General features: G+C 37.3%; 24 protein-coding genes. 17 read left to right on the top strand and 7 right to left on the bottom strand.

From position 1 onward, the window contains the following. Position 1: 1 nt before the first annotated feature. From JAZ75_RS13305 to JAZ75_RS13325, 5 genes are all read left to right on the top strand, one after another. Complete coding sequence (locus JAZ75_RS13305) at positions 2–1,012, top strand: hypothetical protein (RefSeq protein ID WP_208695955.1); 1,011 nt, start codon at positions 2–4, stop codon at positions 1,010–1,012. Positions 1,013–1,133: 121 nt separating this feature from the next. Further along, positions 1,134–1,388, top strand: a complete 255-nt coding sequence (locus JAZ75_RS13310) for a hypothetical protein (RefSeq protein WP_208695957.1) — start codon at positions 1,134–1,136, stop codon at positions 1,386–1,388. Further along, the gene (locus JAZ75_RS13315; RefSeq protein WP_232789192.1) at positions 1,378–1,863 is read left to right on the top strand and encodes a hypothetical protein; all 486 of its coding nucleotides are present in this window, start codon (positions 1,378–1,380) and stop codon (positions 1,861–1,863) included. Before JAZ75_RS13310 ends, JAZ75_RS13315 begins: the two co-directional genes overlap by 11 nt. An 82-nt stretch (positions 1,864–1,945) precedes the next feature. Next, a complete protein-coding gene (locus JAZ75_RS13320; RefSeq protein ID WP_208695959.1) occupies positions 1,946–2,518 on the top strand; it encodes a hypothetical protein in 573 nt (190 codons plus the stop codon). After that, positions 2,493–2,885 (top strand): hypothetical protein, encoded by a 393-nt coding sequence (locus JAZ75_RS13325; protein ID WP_208695961.1) that lies wholly within the window; start codon positions 2,493–2,495, stop codon positions 2,883–2,885. Before JAZ75_RS13320 ends, JAZ75_RS13325 begins: the two co-directional genes overlap by 26 nt. A 390-nt stretch (positions 2,886–3,275) precedes the next feature. On the opposite strand, the gene JAZ75_RS26205 is transcribed toward JAZ75_RS13325, so the two are convergent. Then, positions 3,276–3,485 (bottom strand): helix-turn-helix domain-containing protein, encoded by a 210-nt coding sequence (locus JAZ75_RS26205; RefSeq protein WP_208702460.1) that lies wholly within the window; start codon positions 3,483–3,485, stop codon positions 3,276–3,278. A gap of 425 nt (positions 3,486–3,910) precedes the next feature. Between JAZ75_RS26205 and JAZ75_RS13335 the strand changes: the two genes are divergently transcribed. The 4 genes from JAZ75_RS13335 to JAZ75_RS13350 all read left to right on the top strand — a co-directional run bounded on the left by JAZ75_RS13335 (position 3,911) and on the right by JAZ75_RS13350 (position 6,353). Beyond that, positions 3,911–4,150, top strand: a complete 240-nt coding sequence (locus JAZ75_RS13335) for a hypothetical protein (RefSeq protein WP_208695963.1) — start codon at positions 3,911–3,913, stop codon at positions 4,148–4,150. A gap of 144 nt (positions 4,151–4,294) precedes the next feature. Further along, positions 4,295–5,113: a hypothetical protein gene (locus tag JAZ75_RS13340; RefSeq protein ID WP_208695965.1), complete on the top strand. Its 819-nt coding sequence runs from the start codon at positions 4,295–4,297 to the stop codon at positions 5,111–5,113. Between the two features lie 10 nt (positions 5,114–5,123). Then, positions 5,124–5,594 carry a hypothetical protein gene (locus JAZ75_RS13345; RefSeq protein WP_208695967.1) on the top strand — a complete coding sequence of 157 codons (471 nt, stop codon included), beginning with the start codon at positions 5,124–5,126 and terminating at the stop codon, positions 5,592–5,594. Positions 5,595–5,909: 315 nt separating this feature from the next. Continuing rightward, positions 5,910–6,353: a hypothetical protein gene (locus JAZ75_RS13350; protein WP_208695968.1), complete on the top strand. Its 444-nt coding sequence runs from the start codon at positions 5,910–5,912 to the stop codon at positions 6,351–6,353. A gap of 119 nt (positions 6,354–6,472) precedes the next feature. Here the strand turns inward: JAZ75_RS13350 and JAZ75_RS13355 are convergent, their stop codons facing one another. Then, the gene (locus JAZ75_RS13355; RefSeq protein ID WP_208695970.1) at positions 6,473–6,670 is read right to left on the bottom strand and encodes a helix-turn-helix domain-containing protein; all 198 of its coding nucleotides are present in this window, start codon (positions 6,668–6,670) and stop codon (positions 6,473–6,475) included. On the opposite strand from JAZ75_RS13355, the gene JAZ75_RS13360 reads away from it, so the two are divergent. The 4 genes from JAZ75_RS13360 to JAZ75_RS13375 all read left to right on the top strand — a co-directional run bounded on the left by JAZ75_RS13360 (position 6,659) and on the right by JAZ75_RS13375 (position 9,983). Further along, on the top strand, positions 6,659–7,705 hold the full coding sequence (locus JAZ75_RS13360; RefSeq protein WP_232789193.1) for an RHS repeat domain-containing protein: 1,047 nt from the start codon (positions 6,659–6,661) through the stop codon (positions 7,703–7,705). The genes JAZ75_RS13355 and JAZ75_RS13360 overlap by 12 nt on opposite strands. A 3-nt stretch (positions 7,706–7,708) precedes the next feature. Next, positions 7,709–8,260 (top strand): STM3941 family protein, encoded by a 552-nt coding sequence (locus JAZ75_RS13365; protein ID WP_208695972.1) that lies wholly within the window; start codon positions 7,709–7,711, stop codon positions 8,258–8,260. 422 nt (positions 8,261–8,682) lie between these two features. After that, the gene (locus JAZ75_RS13370; RefSeq protein ID WP_208695974.1) at positions 8,683–9,528 is read left to right on the top strand and encodes a hypothetical protein; all 846 of its coding nucleotides are present in this window, start codon (positions 8,683–8,685) and stop codon (positions 9,526–9,528) included. Positions 9,529–9,539: 11 nt separating this feature from the next. Continuing rightward, positions 9,540–9,983, top strand: a complete 444-nt coding sequence (locus tag JAZ75_RS13375; protein ID WP_208695976.1) for a hypothetical protein — start codon at positions 9,540–9,542, stop codon at positions 9,981–9,983. A gap of 34 nt (positions 9,984–10,017) precedes the next feature. Here JAZ75_RS13375 and JAZ75_RS13380 read toward each other — a convergent pair whose 3' ends face one another. Further along, positions 10,018–10,329 carry a helix-turn-helix domain-containing protein gene (locus tag JAZ75_RS13380; protein WP_208702464.1) on the bottom strand — a complete coding sequence of 104 codons (312 nt, stop codon included), beginning with the start codon at positions 10,327–10,329 and terminating at the stop codon, positions 10,018–10,020. On the opposite strand from JAZ75_RS13380, the gene JAZ75_RS13385 reads away from it, so the two are divergent. After that, positions 10,240–10,548: a hypothetical protein gene (locus JAZ75_RS13385; RefSeq protein ID WP_208695978.1), complete on the top strand. Its 309-nt coding sequence runs from the start codon at positions 10,240–10,242 to the stop codon at positions 10,546–10,548. The two genes, JAZ75_RS13380 and JAZ75_RS13385, sit on opposite strands and share 90 nt — an antisense overlap. A 946-nt stretch (positions 10,549–11,494) precedes the next feature. Here the strand turns inward: JAZ75_RS13385 and JAZ75_RS13390 are convergent. Both JAZ75_RS13390 and JAZ75_RS13395 read right to left on the bottom strand, forming a co-directional pair. Next, positions 11,495–12,139 carry a hypothetical protein gene (locus JAZ75_RS13390; RefSeq protein ID WP_208695979.1) on the bottom strand — a complete coding sequence of 215 codons (645 nt, stop codon included), beginning with the start codon at positions 12,137–12,139 and terminating at the stop codon, positions 11,495–11,497. A gap of 116 nt (positions 12,140–12,255) precedes the next feature. Continuing rightward, entirely contained in the window at positions 12,256–12,735 is a 480-nt protein-coding gene (locus tag JAZ75_RS13395) for a helix-turn-helix domain-containing protein (protein WP_208695981.1), read from the bottom strand. Positions 12,736–13,569: 834 nt separating this feature from the next. Here JAZ75_RS13395 and JAZ75_RS13400 point away from each other — a divergent pair. From JAZ75_RS13400 to JAZ75_RS13410, 3 genes are read left to right on the top strand one after another with little or no spacing between them, the layout of a single operon-like run. Beyond that, positions 13,570–14,106: a TlpA family protein disulfide reductase gene (locus JAZ75_RS13400; protein ID WP_208695983.1), complete on the top strand. Its 537-nt coding sequence runs from the start codon at positions 13,570–13,572 to the stop codon at positions 14,104–14,106. Beyond that, the gene (locus JAZ75_RS13405; protein ID WP_208695985.1) at positions 14,103–17,306 is read left to right on the top strand and encodes a SusC/RagA family TonB-linked outer membrane protein; all 3,204 of its coding nucleotides are present in this window, start codon (positions 14,103–14,105) and stop codon (positions 17,304–17,306) included. Before JAZ75_RS13400 ends, JAZ75_RS13405 begins: the two co-directional genes overlap by 4 nt. Before the next feature lie 5 nt (positions 17,307–17,311). Then, positions 17,312–18,697 carry a RagB/SusD family nutrient uptake outer membrane protein gene (locus tag JAZ75_RS13410; RefSeq protein ID WP_208695987.1) on the top strand — a complete coding sequence of 462 codons (1,386 nt, stop codon included), beginning with the start codon at positions 17,312–17,314 and terminating at the stop codon, positions 18,695–18,697. Between the two features lie 119 nt (positions 18,698–18,816). On the opposite strand, the gene JAZ75_RS13415 is transcribed toward JAZ75_RS13410, so the two are convergent. Both JAZ75_RS13415 and JAZ75_RS13420 read right to left on the bottom strand, forming a co-directional pair. After that, on the bottom strand, positions 18,817–19,221 hold the full coding sequence (locus JAZ75_RS13415) for a hypothetical protein (protein WP_208695989.1): 405 nt from the start codon (positions 19,219–19,221) through the stop codon (positions 18,817–18,819). Positions 19,222–19,320: 99 nt separating this feature from the next. Then, a complete protein-coding gene (locus JAZ75_RS13420) occupies positions 19,321–20,280 on the bottom strand; it encodes a hypothetical protein (RefSeq protein ID WP_208695995.1) in 960 nt (319 codons plus the stop codon). Position 20,281: the final 1 nt, after the last annotated feature.

Raw genomic sequence — 20,281 nt, forward strand, 5'->3', positions numbered from 1 at the left:
TATGTCAAAATACTTAATCGCATTTTTATTCATCCTCTGCTATTATACTAATTTATTTCCCCAAACGACCATTTCAGGCAAATTAGTTGACAATCAGCATAAACCTATACCTAATGTAACTGTTTCTTACAAAAAAGTAGGAACTGTTGCATTATTGGGATTTGGAAGATCCGATCAAAATGGATTATACAGTCTAACAGTCAAAATAACCGATGTGGATAGTGTGCAATTGGATTTTCAGCATATGAGTTATGCCAAAAAGTCTGTCGGAGTGGCTAATCGAACGGCGACTTATTCTTACCAATTGACACCGCAAACCCGACAATTGCAAGAAGTTAAAGTCGCCGACATCCCGATCTATCGTCGAAAAGACACCATTAATTATACGATGGATGCTTTTACAAGTAAACAAGATCGGGTCATAGCAGATATTATCAAAAAACTACCTGGCATTGAGATGGAAGGTAGATACGGCATGATCAACAATAATCTTCCTGCTGACGCGGTAAAAAGGGTACAAATTATAGAAAATGATCAGCCTATCAAAATCCTAGATTCCTTGGTATTTTCGGATCGAGCATCACTAAATCTAGAACTTAAAAAATTCACAACCACTGGTACTGGAAAGATTGGACTGGGTGCTACTCCATTCCTTTGGGATTTAAATCTAGCGCCAATGACATTTGGCAAAACATTCCAAATGCTCAATTCTTTTCAAACCAATAATACAGGAAATGACGCTACGAAAGATTTGCGGGCTTTTTATACTGGAGGAATGTCTTTTGGTAATAGAACATCCATTTCCAATGGCGAATCATTTTTGGCTATCCGCAATGTCTCTAGTTCAAGTTTTGATGAGAAAAAATGGTTGGACAATAAGAAAACTCAAAGGAGGCTTTGGATATTGGAGGTGGGGTATATGGAGCATTTGAAAAAGCCACTGTTCCTGGTAATAATTATTGGCTTGGCAACAATGGAAAATATTATAACTTTACACTGGTCGAGGTGCTAATAAGTTTACAGGTAGTCGTTTAGGAGCATTAAAAGCTGCAGGTATTTATAAGTTTGCAGAGAGCGCAGCACTTGCAACTTCTGTAATTATTGGCGGAGTAGAACCTTATAGAGGCTATCAAATGGACGGAGGACAAATTGAATATAATGCGCAAAAGGCGGCTGCATCAACAGCAGGAGTAGTTGTAGGTGGATGGGCAGGTGCCAAAGTGGGAGCCGCTGCAGGCGCAGCGATAGGTGTTTGGTTTTATGGTGTTGGATCTGTTCCTGGATTTGTAATTGGTGGTGTTATTGGAGGACTTGGAGGAGGGTACTATGGCGGGAAAATTGCTGGAAGTGCTGGAGGGTCAGTAGTTGATTATTATCATGGCAGATAAAATGGAAAATTATTTAAATATTATACATTTCGTTCTTTATAGAATGATTAATAAACTTCACTTAATTACTGAGAGGTTCAATCCTGTAAATCTTATCCATAAACTTCCTTTTCAAAGAAAGCGCTACGAAGAATTAGGAATTGATATTCATGATGAAATTAATAAAGTATGGGGAGATAAACAATTTGGCTTAAGTATTCAAGCTGCTGGAGGAATTTTGTGGGGAGGATTAGGTTTATTTTTCTTTTCTTTACTAATGCTATTAAATTTTGAGATCTCGATATTACTTTTATTTGGATGTGCAATTTTATCTGGTGCAATATATTATGTATTTATTTTTAGAGGTGATAAATATTTAATATACTTTAAAAAGTATGAGAATTGTTCAAAGAATGTTAGACATAAGTATAGTTGGTTGACAGTCGGATCAATATTTTTAGTTCTTCTTTCTTTTTATGCTTGTCTTGTTATTTGATTCCCTATAATTTAAAATAGAACTTATCGTAAGCTTAAAAAAATCTAATCTGCATAATGTTACTGCAAATAGACTTCGACAAATGAATGAGAATCCTCGTTATTGGAAAACAGGTGAGGTTGGGATAAACACAACACTGGCTAATTTAGATTTTAAATCATTGAGCCAAAATAAAGAAATACCTTTATCCAGTTTTGATAATACAGTAGGAGCTACAGACCCTTCTTATAATTCTTCAATCATACAGATCGAAAAGGGGCGTAAGAAAGATGGCACTGTTGATAGAAGATTAAAAGATCGAACGATATCTGGTATGGGAAAGGGGGCTACGGCTGCGCACGGTGGTGCTATGGTCCTTAATTTGTTAAATTCTGGACTAGATATGGTGGCGGAGTTAATGGTATCCCATGATAAGGATTTAATTTTGGAGCATTCCTCTTCTAAGATCTTGACACGTGCGGTGGGAGATTTAAACGACGCTATTTGTAAGGGAATGATACCTAAAGAATATTTGAATAATGAAAATCTATCCGATATATTAAATATAATTCTTCAAGGTGAGAATACTACTCATAACACAGAAATTATGGATTCAGCTATTAGAGTATTAAAAGAAATATCTAAAAACTATGATGATAAAAAAATCAAACGATAAATTTTTTATTTTACTATTGTCGTTAATATTAGTGATTTCTTGTAGAAATCCAGTAAAAGAAACTCTTCGAGGGAACTGGATTATACAATCTATGAACCATGATTCCGAAGATATTCTGCACACTCTTGAAGCTAATATGATGTCATTTCATAAAAATGGCGAATGTTCATTTGCTCGTACTAGTAAAGACCGTTTGGGACTGGGGTCTTGGTATTTTATTAAAGATACCCTAGTCATTGATGGCGGGATTAGCCCCTTTTCAGGAAAATATTTAGTGGAGGTTAAAACTGATGAAGACGAAGTTTTAATTCATCTACGATCTGCTGAAACAGACATAAAAGCCACCAAAATGTTACTTTCTTTTTAGTGAAATAGGAATGGTAGGGGTAAATTTTGACTAGGTAGTAAGATTATGGGGGGTAGATTAGTTTCCTATTCCGATTTATCGGGAATGAAGAAGTAGGTAAATGAAATGTGATTAATCCTACAAAAAGTGGGAATGTTCAAAAGTATAAAATTGATAATAAAGATAGGGATCAAATAAATCTCGATCCCTCTCTTTTATTTAAAAACTTTTTATATTTTCATACTTAAAATCTCAAAAGTTTACTCAAAGTAATATTGTATTTATTTGATTTTTTTGACTGAAACGGTCGAATTTTTACGGTTTTTTTAATGCTTCCCGCTTTTCTAGCGTCAATCCCTCGTAATCTTCTCTAAAATTCTTGAAACAGAACTGGATCTCTTAAGATTTTAATTACTCTTTCTCAGGAAAATCCGGACCAAAATCATATTCTAATAAACGCGAAGGATGTTCACCCAAACCTTTTGCTAGTTCAATTATTGTTGATAGCTGAATGTCAAATTTACCGTTTTCGATTTTCGAGATATTACTATCGTCAATATTACATTTAGTGGCTAAAAAACGTAAAGAATATTTTTTACGAATTATGAAAAGATAAACAATAACAGTTTTTTATTAAGTGAAAATGTTAGAAATAGATATTATAGGTTTGCAGTCTTGTATATTTCTTTTTTCTGTTTGCTCAACGTTTGCATTTGCTATATATTGCGGTGGTAAAGTTAATGGATGGTGGAGCCAGTTACGATTGCCGTAGATCAGACAAGCATGTTCAATGATTTCGGGATTCGGCAAATTTACACCCAAGAAATACTGTTTGTCTATTGATTGTGTGTCAATCTTGTTATGGAATTGCAACTTAAAATAGGAGACTTTTTTATGCTGCTAATTTTTCTTTTTCCAACAGCATGTCTTCGATCTGTTTAGGAGTTTTGTAGCCCTACGGTAGAATGTGTTCATTTTGTGTTATAAAACCTTTCGATATATCCGAATATCTACAGTTTTGCGGACTGCTGATCTAGAAAATTTCTATGGTAGACCATTTCAGTTTTCAGCGGTTTAAAAAAGTTGATGCGGCAGATGTTACCCAAAGAACTGCCAAAGTCATACAGGAGAACAGTTACTATCCATTTGGAATGGTTATGCCTGGTGCTGATCTTGCATTTGTATCCGGAGATAAAAACAATTATCTTTATAACGGAAAAGAGCTTCAGGAAGAGCTGGGTCAATACGATTATTCGTTCTTTAATTTTTTGTTAAGGCACTCATGAGCTCACTTCGTTCGGTTATGGAGCAAGGTTTGTTGCCTGTACCGATATATCGGGAATCCTGCGATAGCACGATGGAATGTTCCGGACCCGTTAGCAGAAAACCATTATGATCTGAGTCCCTATCATTACGTGATGGGCAATCCCATGCTGTATATAGATCCTTTGGGACTGGATACGGCTGGTATTACTTGGTGGCTCAGTATACCTGAAGTAGTGGCTGGTGGAGATAATAGCATGGCTTATGTATCTGCTATGGAAGCAGGAAGAGCTGCTGGTGATAGGGCACGTCGGGAGGCGAACTTCAATAATGGCATGCAGGAGGCTTACAGTGGTAGGGGATCTTCTACAGTTTCTAAAGCAGAGCTTGAAGAAAGACGAAGAGCCGAACAAGCCGCCGCTAGATATCGGGCATATGTTGCAAATCGGAGTAATTACGGCAGGAATGCTTATAGTCCGTCTTTAGGCCCTCAAACAGCTGATGAATGGGAGACTTTTGGAGATGTTCTGGGAGCATCTGAAATTCCATTAGCGGCCCAGTTAGGTGATCTTATTTCTTTAGGAGCTAATATCATCAAAGGCAGTCGGAGCGGTATGTTAATGTCAGCAGCAGGATTCATTCCGTTTGGAAGTCAATTCAAACTTGCCGCTAAGACGGGATATAGTATGACTTCCTCAGCCGTGAGGTCAGCTTTGGCTGATAGAATTGGTAAAAGAGGATTTACAGAAGTTGGATATCAATTTCAAAAGCATTTTGGTAGAGGAGGTTCTTGGGGAGATGCAATTTCTCAAGGAGCCAAATTGAATCCAGCTACTTTTAATGAATCTGGGTATAAAACATTTCAAGAAATTTGGAAAGCTCCAGGATCGTTTCAGAAAGTTGGGGGATTTTTAGAGAAAAGACTGCCAGATGGAAGGGGTATAAGATTGCAGGACAATTGGATGTTTAAAGGATTTTTAGATTAATCAATTTGATATGGTAACATCAACATTAATTGAAATAATTTTTAAGGGTGTATTTTCAACTTTGAATATTAGCTTTTTATCGGAGTTATTATTTGGAGCCAAAGAAATAAGGTTTAACCTTCCTGAACTTTCATCTTCCTATGAACTAGAAACGATCATTAAAATCTTCAATTTAAACAGTTATGTAGATCTAGTAATTACTACTGACAAGTTGAATGTAAATGGAAGAGATGTTAAAAATGTGTTTGTCAACATAGGACGAAACGACGATGACTTTGACCTGTTATTTTATTTTGATATTAAAGATTTAGATGGAAATAATTATAAGTTGAAAGTTGATCATTTAAAAACGTGGGCTAATAATTTCTGTGATAGGCATAATTTTAATTATTTCATAGGCCAAATGGATAATGCCAATGATGAGGAATATTACTTCGATAGTAATGGTATAGGACCTCTTTATGACAAGATAGGCCGCTAAGACGGGATGGAAGGTAGGACAGCCAATAATAAATTTAACCGCAAAAGGGAATGTACCTGTGTGGAGTACTGTAAGACAAAGGTTTTGGAAAAATGAAGCCCTCCTTAATGGTAGTACTTATTCTGAATCCAATTTACTACGAATGCACAAGGGGTTAGCCACTCAAAGGTTAAATCCGAATACAGGGTTAATGGAGAGTATGGAATTACATCACCATATTGTTCCACAAAGAAATGGTGGGCTATTCGACGTTATGAAGTTTTGGCCAGATGAACATCGAGCATTAGACCCATTTAGAAGGTAAAAGTTTTATTTATGGAATTTGAGAAATTTTTTATAGAATCTAAAGGGCAGCCAATCACCTATCAAGGCAAAGAATTGAAAATGGTTGATAGGATTAGCTTGCCATCAAGTAAGGTAACCTTAAAAGTGAGTTTCTTATCAACAGATAGTAAATGGAAACAAGGAATTGTATTTCAAACTAAAGGAGAGTTTGAAGTTAACGGTCAAAAATTGCCTATGAAAATTATCCTTTGGGAAGATACAGCACCTAAGGAGTTACAGTTGTTGGTTAAATCAAAAGATAAAGTACTTGTTACCTACAATGTCTGGCAGACTGAAGACGGAACTACCCACTATTGGCATAATAGCGGTGCTATGTACATTGAAGAAAAAAGCGGTATAAGAACTTACAACTGCAATGATGGTTACGCTGATGATGATTTAAACGACCTAGTTTTTACAGTAGAATATCAATAATAACAAAGCCATCTTATAGGTGGCTTTGATTATTTAGCGAAAGCTTTTTTAGTTTTAAAATTTTGGATGTAGGTATCAATAGCATTGAACAGGACGCTTTTGGTCTTTGCATCCATTTTTTATATGTCGTTTATACTTTCTACAGTTTCTTTGGCGTAAGAAGCGTTTTCGCCTTCCCCAATCAGAAAATCCACCGTTACAACAAAAGCCTTAGCCATTTTGGCGACCATCTCAATGGACGGTAAATTTTCATTGCGTTCATATTTCCCAATAATCTCACATGAAGCATCAATTATGAATACGATTTGACCGATCATCTGGGCAATGTTAGGGCGACCATTACAGCAGACCCGGCAGATTTGACCCAAAGAACAGCTAAAGTCATACAGGAGAACAGTTACTATCCATTTGGAATGGTTATGCCCGGTGCTGATCTTGCATTTGTATCCGGTGATAAAAACAATTATCTTTATAACGGAAAAGAGCTTCAGGAAGAGCTGGGTCAATACGATTATGGAGCAAGATTTTACGATCCTGCTATAGGGCGTTGGAATGTTCCCGATCCTTTAGCAGAAAACCATTATGATCTGAGTCCTTATCATTACGTGATGGGCAATCCCATGCTGTATATAGATCCTTTGGGTTTGGATACAGCTCAAGTGTATGGATATATATATAATGGTGACGGACTATTTAAAGCTCAATCTGCATATGAATTTTTGAAAAATAAAGCAAAAAGGGACAGTGATTTTTCTGAAGCATTTAACTCGATTAATTCCAATGGTAGTAATAAACGCCCTCTTACACCAGAAGAGCTATTGGCCAAAAGAAAAGCAGAAGAAGATCGTCTTCGTAGAATTGAGTATGATGCTAAGAGGCACAATTATGGGATGAAAACAGCATTAGACAAACTTGATTTGGCAGGAAAAATTAGCGATGCTACTTCTGGTTTATTGGAAGGGGCTCATTATAAGCATTATCTTGGGACAATTAAACCCAGCGCAGCCTATGGTTTTAAAGTTTATTCTAAGTCGCTTTTGACTGCTACTAAAAATTCTAGCTTAATTAAAGGGTCTGGAAGCTTAGGGCTTACTATAAGTGCAGCAACAGTTGTAAGCACTTGGGCTGACGAGGGGCATTTTGGAAATAAGACAAAAATTTCCTTGATGAAAGCTACAACAAGCACGGTAGCAGCTTCAACAGGCGCTAAAATAGGGGCAACTGTGGGTGGAATTGCGGGAAGTTTTGTTCCTTTTATTGGAACTGCAGCAGGAGCTCTGGCCGGAGGAGTGGGTGGTGCTTACATTGGAGGGTTGAGTGGAGGATGGATTGTAGATAAAATTTATGAATAACTTATGAAAGAAATTGTTGTGACATTTAATAAGAAAAGAAAATGTGCATTATTTGCTATCTTCATTTCATTTATCCTATTAGGATTATTTATGCTAATATATTCAGATGTATTAACCCAGTATTGGGTTATATCAAGTCCATGGACTATTAGATTTGTTGGCTTAATGTGCTTGTTATGCTTTGGTATGATGTTTTTACTTTCTTTTAGAGTTTTGTTTTTTAGGAAAATTGCTTTAATTATTAATGACCATGGTTTCGTTGATAATTCATCTGCTGGTGGTGAAGCTGGTGAAGTTAAATGGAGTGAGGTTACCAATGTAGTTAATGCTGGTAATTCAATTTTAATATTTCTTAAAGATCCGGATAGTTTTGTTCATGAGAAAAAAAGTTTTATAAACAAGCGTTCATTAAAGATGAATCTTAGTAATTATGGAACTCCTGTGGTGATACAAATGTTTGCATTAAATTCATATATCGACACTTTAGAAAGGCAAATAAAAGATAGATGGGAATATTATAAGTTGATTACAGGTGAGAATATGGATAATGTTTGAAATACTTTCTGTTTTTTACATAAAGTGTAATTAATTATAGGTAAATAAACAAAATTTTGTACGTAATGTGGTTGTAATTTTTTTTCTAGTTTTACCACTCGAAGAATTATTGGCAGATAGAAAAAATGGATCTTGAATGCTTTGTTTAATATTAAAACTTTAGCTACAAATTTTGATTTGGCAGTAGGTGCATTAGATATTTTTTTTGCAACTATAACGGAAAAGAGCTTCAGGAAGAGTCCGGCCAGTACGATTATTCGTTCTTTAATTTTTTGTTAAGGTACTCATGAGCTCACTTCGTTTGGTTATGGAGCAAGGTTTGTTGCCTGTCCCGATATATCGGGAATCCTGCTATAGGGCGTTGGAATGTTCCGGACCCTTTAGCAGAAAACCATTATGATCTGAGTCCCTATCATTACGCGATGGGCAATCCCATGCTGTATATAGATCCTTTGGGTTTGGATACGGCTGGTATTACTTGGTGGCTCAGTATACCTGAAGTAGTGGCTGGTGGAGATAATAGCATGGCTTATGTATCTGCTATGGAAGCAGGAAGAGCTGCTGGTGATAGGGCACGTCGGGAGGCGAACTTCAATAATGGCATGCAGGAGGCTTACAGTGGTAGGGGATCTTCTACAGTTTCTAAAGCAGAGCTTGAAGAAAGACGAAGAGCCGAACAAGCCGCCGCTAGATATCGGGCATATGTTGCAAATCGGAGTAATTACGGCAGGAATGCTTATAGTCCGTCTTTAGGCCCTCAAACAGCTGATGAATGGGAGACTTTTGGAGATGTTCTGGGAGCATCTGAAATTCCATTAGCGGCCCAGTTAGGTGATCTTATTTCTTTAGGAGCTAATATCATCAAAGGCAGTCGGAGCGGTATGTTAATGTCAGCAGCAGGATTCATTCCGTTTGGAAGTCAATTCAAACTTGCCGCTAAGACGGGTACACAGGTACTATTGAAACCAGGAGCAGCTAATTTAACCCAAAAAGGTTTAGACCATATAGTTGTTCGCCATTGGTTTACGAGTAGTGCTAAAGGTGCAGGAAAGTTTGCAGAAGGAACAACAGGGGCGGGTTTAAAGGGTATGATTAATACTACTACAACACAAGGTGTTTTCCGTGCTAATACTGGAGGTAGAGCAGGGACTATTGCTGAATATAATTTTGACAGAGTTATAGGAACTACATCAGGCGGAGCTCCTGCCTCAAATTTAAGGGTTGTAATTGGTTCAAATGGAAATGTCATAACTGCGTTTCCTTATTAAAAGACATTCAAATGTTACAGATAGAATATAAAATCATAGATGAATTTGTAGGAGAGATTGAAAACATATCTGATGAAGAAATTAGCTATAGTTTTTTATTGGGAAATGTTTCTTTAATTTCTTCGAATGCAATGATTGAAATGGATTGGGAATGGATACCCCTATTGGATTTTGCTTATTGCTTAAAAGCGATTGCGAAGAATATAACGATTAATGATAAATCTAAAGAATGTTTTGAGTTCACCGAAAATGCTGAAACAATAAATTTTTCAAAAGAAGTTAATCAATTAAAAATTAGTGCTTCATTTTCACCAGTCGTAATATTGACAACAGTAAAAGATTTTGAAATTGCCACAACAGAATTTCATTCAATCATTAGCAATTACATTAGAAAACATATCGTATTAAAAGACCCACCAAAAAAATTGCAGAAATATCTTTCAATTGATGTATAACAACAAAGCCACCGATTAGGTGGCTTTTGTTATTTTATAAAGTAGCTGCATTTTTAGCGAAGAAATCTTTAAATTTTTTATTGGTCAGCATTTTATCAATTAGGCGAAAAATAGTTTGCCTGTCCTCTTCTTCAAGCTGTTGTATGAGCCTCATTTGCTCAACGGCTGTTTTATCCTCAATAATTACTTCTTTGGGCATCTTGCCGTCATAGTTAATAATCTGGTCGGTGGTCAGGTTAAAGAGCTGCGCCATTTTTTGAAGTTCATCCACGGTCAGACTTCTGGTTCCTTTCTCAATCTTACTGTAGGCGGACTTATCAACGCCGATATGGTCGGCAACCTCAATTTGCTTGAGACTGGTAGTATTCCTTTAGCAGGACGTGATATGCAAGTAAATGGATTTACGACATCAAATATTTTAGATGCAACGATGTCCGGTTTGGCTGTTTCTGGATATGGTACTGGTGTAGCAGCGGGATATTTTTTGTTAAATTCAGGTTCTATACTTTATGATGGTAAAGATATTGGACAACGTTATGATGAATTAGTAAATAAATATAGATAATATGATGTTTTTAGATTTTTTATATATAGTGTGTTGTGATTTTTATAGAAAAAGAGAACCAAATATGTTTCAATTTAGTGGGTTAATTTTATTAACTCTAGTTTTTAATCTTAATATAACACTTTTGTCTCTAGTTATAGATCAGATAAAAATTTTTCATCATAACTCTTATGAATATCATCTCTATTGGTTGGTAATTGGTACATTGTTGGTTTTCTTTCCTTTATATATAAGGTATTATAAATATACAAATTATGAAAAGATAAACAATAACAGTTTTTTATTAAGTGAAAATGTTAGAAATATGTATTATAGGTTTTCAGTAATGTATATTGTTTTATCTATTTTTTCTACTTTTGGGACAATATTTTATTTGGCCGGAAAGGTAGAGGGATGGTGGAGCTAGTTACGATTGTCGTAGATCAGACAAGCATGTTCAATGATTTCGGGATTCGGCAAATTTACACCCAAGAAATACTGTTTGTCTATTGATTGTGTATCAGTCTTGTTATGGAATTGCAACTTAAAATAGGAGACATTTTTATGCTGCTAATTTTTCTTTTTCCAACAGCATGTCTTCGATCTGTTTAGGAGTTTTGTACCCCCACGGTAGAATGTGTTCATTTTGTGTTATAAAACCTTTCGATATATCCGAATATCTACAGTTTTGCGGACTTCTGATCTAGAAAATTTCTATGGTAGACCATTTCAGTTTTCATCGTTTTAAAAAAGTTGATGCGGCAGATTTGACCCAAAGAACAGCTAAAGTCATACAGGAGAACAGTTACTATCTGACTGACCTCCTCCCAATAAACTGGAGAGTTCAAAAGTAGAAAATTGATAAAAAAACGAGCGGTCATTAAATTTGATCGCTCGTTTTTTTTAACATAAGAATCAATCAATTTTGCTCAACTTTATCAGCGAGCAGTTTAATATTTTATCATTACTAAACCCTACAATAAGTATACCTAGCATTTACGATTTTACGTCCTAACACTGGTGCTTTCTCCAAATCACTCCGTAATAGTTTAGCTAATGAAACTCGGATATCTTTCACGGTATATTCAAAACGATAATATGCTTTTATATGTATAAATAGGTAAAGAGCAGTTCGCGGCTTCAAGAAATAGCCTTCATCAACGAGGAAATTTATATAAGTAGTCAGTCTTTTATTTTCAATACTGCGTTCACCCTTTTGTAGTTTTCTACTCCATTCGATTTCGTCACTCACAGTACCATCCGCATAAGTCACTTCATGCTTATAGATAATAGACTTTTTATTGAATTTAGAATTCGCTTTAATTTTTACTTCCTCATCAGCATTGTTAGTTTCTGGAAGTATGGCATCTAATGAAACTCCAAAAATTGGTACAAATAATGGAATATATTCGTGTTTAAGTTTTTTCTTTTCTGTGGGATCTAATAGATCAAAGTAATAAGAATTGGGTTTGCCCAAGAGAAAGGAAACATCTTCTTCATCCAGATTCGATCGCTTGAAAAGGTTATATGTATGAACTAGAATTTCATAATCTGTCCGCAACATGGTGACTATGGGACTGGTTTTCTTGGTTATTTGCTTCTTGTTACCCAAAGATTATAAGAATTAATAATACACTATGTTCTATATTACCCCAAAAAAATAATTTAATGATAGGGTCAATACAAAGATAGTAGTATTCTTTATATTTAATTCATTCCTACAACCCCTCATCCAGCAATAAACTTGCCATCATTCATTGTCAATAAACCGTTTTCAATGGTCCATTCCAGACCTTTCTTCACTACCGTTGATTCAGGTTTACCATTAATGTGTAGGTATTTAGTTATGTCCTCAAATGCCCTTGATTTTGAAAAATATCCATCATCTATCAATCCAGTAAGAACCTTCTTTACATCTTCTAGATTGGATAAACTAATAATGGTTTTGGTTATATATTCACCGTCATTTTCCAGTAGAATTTCGTCAGGTGGATAAAAGTCACGTACTGTGCAACCTAAAACGTCCGCAATTTTAATTAAGATTGCATGTGGGTATTGGCTTTTGTTTGCCATGCTCTCAACACTACTAATATAAGAATCAGACATTGAAATATTAGCTGAAAGTTGTTCTGCTGATATTCCTAAAACAAATCTTAAAAACTTTATTTTATTTATTATATATGTTGCAGTAAATGATAGTTGTACCATACCGCAAATAACCCATTTGATATAAAGAAACACCTTGAGGTAAATTTTGAATTTTGTAATATTATTTGTATTTTTGTTTATAGAAAATGAGGTAACAAGCTGTTATCTTAATAATTATTTGGCTATTGATGCTAATCTTGTCCAGAAAACGTAGGAAATTTTCAGGAGGAACAAGATCAGGAGTCAAAGCCCCATTCTCTTATCTTTGCGAAGAGAGATGGGTGCTTTCTCTTGTTCTCTTCTCCGGCTTCCTACGGCCTTCTGGGGGAATAAGGTAAGCCCCATCTCTTTTTTGATGATTACCTCACACATAAGATTAGTAAATCTATAAGCCTATTATAACCAAAGAGGCAATGAATGAAAAACAAATCTTCAAGAACATCATTAAACCCGCAGAGTAGCTCTGAGGTTTAAAGTTATCAAGATGACTTTCCCAATAGAATGCGTCATATTAGACCAATTATGATAGAAAAGTAGACGTAAAATGCATTCTAAATCAATTAATCTTATTTTTTATTTGTGACCCAAGTTTGGCTTAGGAATCGGTGGATGCGTTTGTAAGTATCTGCAAGGTAATCTTTTGTTACTAGGTCACAGCCCTAAAAACCTTTAAGAATGAACAATTTTTACAAGGGTGGGAGAGAACTTGCCTATTTTAAAGGGCTGCCCCACTATGCTGTACAGCAAAAATCTACAGCAATCCGACAACGTTTACAGATGCGATTGCAAGCACTATGGCTTGCTGAGACATTCTTATTTATCAACCCAATCACTGTACTCTCTAAGCTATGTAAGAGCAAATCAATCCTTTTACTCGGGATCGCTTTGTTACATATGTTTAGTTTATCAGCTCAGACGCTCCGTAGGGACAGCGGGGCTGATGGGGTGTCTCCAAAGGATTTGCAAATGGGTGATTTTGTACCCGAGGACTTTTGGAGTGTGCAACATTTGTTTTACCAAAACGGGGATACTATAAGAAGAGATATGAGCGCATATAAAGGCAAACATATCATTCTCGACTTTTGGAGCTTGGACTGCGGCGCCTGTATATTGACATTTCCAAAAATGGAAAGCCTTCAGCAGGAGTTTTTTGATTCGATCGTCATCATACCGGTGAACAGCCAGAAAAAAAGGCACAATTATGAGCGGTTTCAACGGTTTTTCAAGCATGGTAACCGTGCCATGCCTCAGCCTATGAAGTTGCCGAATATCATATACGATTCGTACTTTGCCCAGCTTTTTCCGATAGACATACTGCCACATTATGTCTGGATAAAACCGAGTGGTATGGTAAAAGCCATTTTATCTGCTGATTTTATCAATCGAACACAAATAGAAACGATCATACAAATGGAAGGGGGCGAATTATGAAACAGATAGCATTATTATGCATACTGGCTTTGATAACGTCTATTTCCTCCGCGCAACAAAAAGTCAATATTATTGTGCTGGATAGCCTGACCCAAAAACCTATTGCCCATGTTAATATCAAAAATGGTCTGCATGAAACTGTTGGACAGACGGGTGAAAATGGATCTATATTGATCCCGGTAGAAATGGCGAGAGGCAATTTACAGTGTTCACGCTTGGGGTATGAGCCCTCAATTTTTGCGGCACTTTCCATAGGTGGCCGGAACCAGATCATCATCCGATTGTTGCCTAAAAGCATTGAAATGGAAGAGGTACAGGTCAATACAGGTTACCATTTCTTACCCAAGGAAAGGAGCACCGGAGCATATTCAATAGTGACAGAGAAACAACTGCAGGAGCGGATAGCTCCCAATATTCTGGATAGACTGGAAGGAATAGCACCGGGACTACAGTTTGATAAAAGATCCGGTAACAGTGTTATGAATATTCGCGGTATAAACAGTTTTGGATCTGGAGGAATCGCTCCGCTGATTATAGTTGACAATTTTCCATATACCGGTGAAATCAGCAATATCAACCCTAATGATGTTGAATCGGTCAATTTGCTCAAAGATGCGGCCGCTACGTCAATATGGGGCGCACGAGCAGGAAATGGTGTACTGGTGATTAATATGAAAAAACCAAAGGCTCGTAACGAACTGAGTTTTACAGCCAATACTTCTTTCACCGCCAAACCAGATCTGAGGTATCTGCAGGAAATGTCGAGCACAGATTTTATTGCAGCCGAACGATTATTATATGATAAAGGTTTTTATAAACCATCTCTCACAGGTACAAATGCACGGCTTTTTGTGATGTCCCCAGTTGTCACTTTATTGAATCAAGTAGATCAAAAGTTGATTACAGCAGCCGAGGCCGAAGAGAAAATACGGTCTTTTGAAGGACTGCATTATCGTGATGATTATGAAAAGTACTTCTACAGGACAGGAGTCAATCAGCAGTATAATCTGAGTACAGGTGCCAATATGGGCGTCCTGGGATATCGGGTCTCAGCGAGCTATGATAGCAATAAAGGAAATATGGTGGGTGAAAAATCAGAGCGGTTGACAGTGATCTCATCTGTCAAATATGAACCGAACCGAATGTTTCGTTTTGAGCTAAATTCTTCTTACAATAACAATGGCCGTATAGCAAGTCTAAGTGTTCCCAATTACCCTATTAATGTTGGGGGAGGAAAAGCATCGCTCTATCCTTATGCACAGCTTGCCGATGCGCACGGAAACCCTTTAACAATACCTTACCAGTATAATGCGGCATTTGTGGATACTGTTGGTGGTGGGCGATTGTTGGACTGGCATTATGCTCCACTCACTGATATCAGTAAAAGCAGGAGTACAATGAGCAACCGTTACCTCTCATTTTCACCTACTGTTCAGATCCGGCCAACTGATGGTGTTATGTTTGCACTGATGTACAATTATGAACATCAGGCCAACCGAATATTTGGAGAATATGATGTAGAGTCCTTTTACGTACGAAATATGGTTAATCGTTATACGCAGATCGTGGGCGGTATACCGAGATATAATCTGCCTAAGGGTGCCATAGCAAACGTAAGCAACAATATATTAGCAAGTCACAAATTTAGGATACAAGGAAATGTAGATAAAATAATAGCATTGGATCATCAGATCAATGCCTTGCTGGGAGCAGAAGTTACAAATAATATGACATCTGGGGAATCGCGCCGTCTATATGGGTATGATGGTATCAGGTTGACGCAGTCACCGATTGATTATCTGACCAGATTCCCTATCTATGGAGGTCTGGCCAGTGCCGCAACTATACCATTTACAGATGGGTTTTCAAAAGGTCTGAACCGATTCATCTCGGCTTATATGAATGTCGGCTACACTTATAAAAGTCGTTATGTCCTATCATTTTCTACCCGTCGGGATGCGTCTAATTATTTTGGGGTCAACACCAATAATAGATGGAAGCCGCTTTGGTCGGCAGGAGCAGCCTGGAATCTGCAGCAGGAAAAATGGTTTGAGAACAGTGATCTTGTAAATGCCCTAAAACTGAGAATGACCTACGGTCATAGTGGAAATTCGACTGGTCAGGTTTTTACAGATGTTATCTTGCAGTATGCTACTGCACCTGACACCTATTATGGAAAACAGTATGCACGGATCATTTCACCCCCCAATACAAACTTAAAATGGGAAGATGTCGCCCAGTTAAATGTCGGTGTAGATTTTGGCTTTTTTAGAAATCGATTATCCGGATCTGTCGATCTGTATAGAAAGCATACAACTGATCTGATTTCCACCGATCCGATAGATCCGACCGTAGGCTTCGCCTCTATTAATAGAAATGTGGCTTCGATCAAAGGACGGGGAATAGATCTGCAATTAAATGCACTGATTTTAAATAAGGGATTTAAATGGAACAGCAGTCTGTTTGTATCCTACACAAAAGATAAGGTCGAAAAATTCAAAGGTAATAAATATACAGGATTAAATTATGCTTCTTCAGGAGGCAGATCGATATCACCCATTGTGGGCTATGTCATGTACCCGGTATTTTCCTACCGCTTTAAAGGTTTAGATCCTAAAAATGGTAACCCATTGGGCTTTACTGCCGACGGTCCTAGCGACAATTATTCCCAGTTGCTAAAAGATTCGGTAGAGCAGCTTGTCTATCATGGATCGGGGCTACCGCTGGGTCATGGGGCGTGGACCAATTCATTTTCGTGGAAGGGAGTTGAGTTTTCCTGGACACTTTCATTCAAATTTTCATCTTATTTTATGAAGCCCACGATCCGCTATATGGATCTGATGAATAATTGGACAACTCATGCAGATTTTGCGAAACGATGGCAGCATATCGGAGATGAACTGACCACAACAGTACCCTCATTTAGCTATCCCGGAAATCAGAATAGAGATAATTTCTATTCATATTCGTCAGCAAATGTCGAAAAAGGAGATCTTTTGCGTATCCAAAATGTACGCTTGGGCTATACAGTACAAGACCAAAAAATGTTGGAAAGGTTACGTTTAAAAAGAGCAACAATATATGTTACAGCCAATAATCTAGGTTTATTGTGGTCGGCCACTAAATCGGGCTATGATCCAGATTTTACGTACTTACCAAATGCCAGAACAATTAACTGTGGTATTAATCTTCAATTTTAAAAATAATGAAACGATATAAAATTTATATATTCAGATGCATACTAGCTATTGGAATAACAGTTTTCATATTTAGCTGTAATAAGTTTCTTGAAGCTGTACCCGATACTTCCAAAGTAATTCCTGCTACGTTAGATGATCTTGAAGCTATGCTCTGGGACGGATATGGGCTCAATGGTGGGGCAAGTGGACTTATCGAAATGGGAACAGATGATTTTTATCTGAAACAATCCGTGTTTGAGGGACTTGAGGTCTTCAGCCAGCAGGTGTACACGTGGGACAGAGGCCTTGATATTACCAATGCAAATATAAATCAACATTGGGGATCGACCTATAAGAAGGTGCTGACAGCTAATGTTGTACTGGATAAACTGAAGTCAATCCGCTCAGATGATCAAGCCAAAGCCAAAAGATTGGAAGGAGAAGCTTTATTTATTCGAAGTCTGGCATTTTTTCAATTTTCACAGATCTTTATGGATACCTTTGACCCCGCTACCGAAAATGAAGGTCCAGGTATTCCATTAAAACTAAGTTCAGATATCAATGAAAAGGTGTTTCGGTCTACAGTCGCCCAGACTTATCAAAGAATCATAGAAGATCTGAACACAGCAAAGGACCTTTTACCGACACAGGTTGAATATAAAACAAGGCCTGCTCTTCCAGCGGTAGAAGGGTTATTGGCTAAGGTATATCTGATCATGGGTAATTTTAAAATGGCTGAAGAATCTGCTGAAAAGTCGCTGGCGTACTATTCGTACCTGAGTGATTATAATAAGCTGAATTCCAGCTTGGCTCAACCTTTTAAAACGTTAAACGATGAAATCGTTTATTTTGCTTATACTGGATCGACCGATATGTTGATCTCCTATACAACCAATGTTGATAGTACCTTGATAAATTTGTATGAACAAGATGATTTACGACGGAAATTTTTCTTTGAATTCTCCACAGATGGCTCTGCAACTTTTAAAGGATGGTATTCAGGAATCAATAATTGCCCATTTTTGGGAATTAATACATCAGAAAATTATTTGATCAAGGCGGAATGTTTAGTTAGAAGGGCAGCTTATCAGGAAGCTAAAAATGAGTTGAAAACATTATTGAAAAATAGGTACAGTCTAGGGAAAGTGGCTTTCATTGATGAAGTAAGTAGCGAACTTTTATTACCCTTTATTCTTGAGGAAAGGCGCAAGGAACTTCTTTTTCGTGGTGCCCGTTGGAGCGACCTGAGAAGGCTTAACCGAGAAGGAAAGTTTCAGACGACGCTTTGGCGAGAGGCGATTGTGAATGGAGAGAAAAAACGGATCAGTTTAGTGCCAAATGATAAAAGATACATTTATCCTATTCCACTCCCGGTGATTGAACTGACTGGAGTAGTTCAAAACGAACGATAAGTTAAAGATTCTTAGAACTGAAAGCATTGGAAAAAGACCAGAAATATGAAAATTCTGGTCTTTTTGATTTTTGAGTGACCTTTTAAATTATTATAAAAGATCTGATTGTTTTCTTGTTTCTAGTATTCTCTGAAAGCGGTTACAGTTTCGTTTTCAGTTTTACTATTCGCAAGCGCAGCTTCGATTCTATTGGCTACAGTTTCGGTGCCGGAAACAAGCTCATCCATTTTCGGATGCCCTGGGTTTAACGGATCCTCCGGAGCATCTATGGAACAGATGGTTTGCGGCACCCCACAAGATTTTGTAGGGTGAGGCGAATCTGCGTAGAGGTTGGGATTGGTTACATTGCTCGGGCTGTCTGTCCCTTGAAAGTACCAAGTCTCATTTTCAAGCTTGATGGAAGGTATAACTTCCACAGGTGTTTTTTTTATCATCACTGCAGCTGCTGCAATCGTACCGACTGCAACTAGTGCCAAGATTAAAGTGAAGAGTGATGCCTTCACTGTAAAAAAATGTTTCATCATAACGTAAGTGTTTTGATTATAATGCTAAATTACGACCTTGACATACCTCCCCGTTAGGCAGTTTTTGATGTGGAATAAGGCAGTATCTGATAACTCCATTTAAGGTTCATAATCTGCGTGCCAATAGGGATAGCCAAGGGGGAATTGGTCATACACATGGAGATAGGCCAATACCAGCGGCGATATCTTTCTTCGGTTGTAGAGGGCAATGATGCTGGGCAAGTGCAGCGGATCTACAGCTGGATCGTCAAAACCTTCCAGTACCTGCTCGATATCCAATTGTATTTGCCAGAGCTGCTGCTCTTTTTCTACATAATGAAGGTCTTGATAAAAGATCTGCTGATAGCTTTCCTGCAAGTCGGTGATTAAAAGCAATTCGTAGTCCCAGAAGTTCAAATGAAAGCCTTGTTTTTTTAAGATGACAAACAGAGTTTCCAAACAGTGGAGTAGATCCAGATCGTCCAATGGTGGGCAGGGGCATATGGTAAGCATGAGATCCGCCTCTTCTCTTTCGATCTGTTTATTACGGCAGGCGATTTCGATAATGAGCTCTTCGAGCTGGATTTCATCGAAATAGTAAGTATAGTTGTGATGATGGCGGTACAGTGTTGAGTCTGCTGTTATCTCGAGTAAGAGACCTGCAAGGATATAAAAAAGCTCCAGATGATCGTGATATAATGGGGGAAAAGTAATCAGGAAGTAACTGTCAAAATCAATTTCCTCATTCCAGCGTATCTCTTGTTCTGGAGTAAATGGACTATGATGATGATGTGCTGGTTCTTCTTTATTGCTATCCTGACAATCATTGTCATCACACCAGGGTATCTCTTGTTTTAGATTAGGACGGTCGACAGTTTTGGACTCAGGATGAGAGCTACTAATGTCTTTATAATCATCATACAGCATTTTGCGGTAACTGATCATCTCTTGGTGATAGGGTGTCTGTTTCCAGCCTAGTGGTGCGATGGCTTGCATAATCTGAGGTACGCTATCGTATATTTCTTGTAAGATAGCTAGAACTATTGAGGAAGGTAATCTTCCGATTTTTCTTTGTTTCATA

It is taken from the genome of Sphingobacterium sp. UDSM-2020, assembly GCF_016132525.1.
Lineage (GTDB): Bacteria > Bacteroidota > Bacteroidia > Sphingobacteriales > Sphingobacteriaceae > Sphingobacterium > Sphingobacterium anhuiense.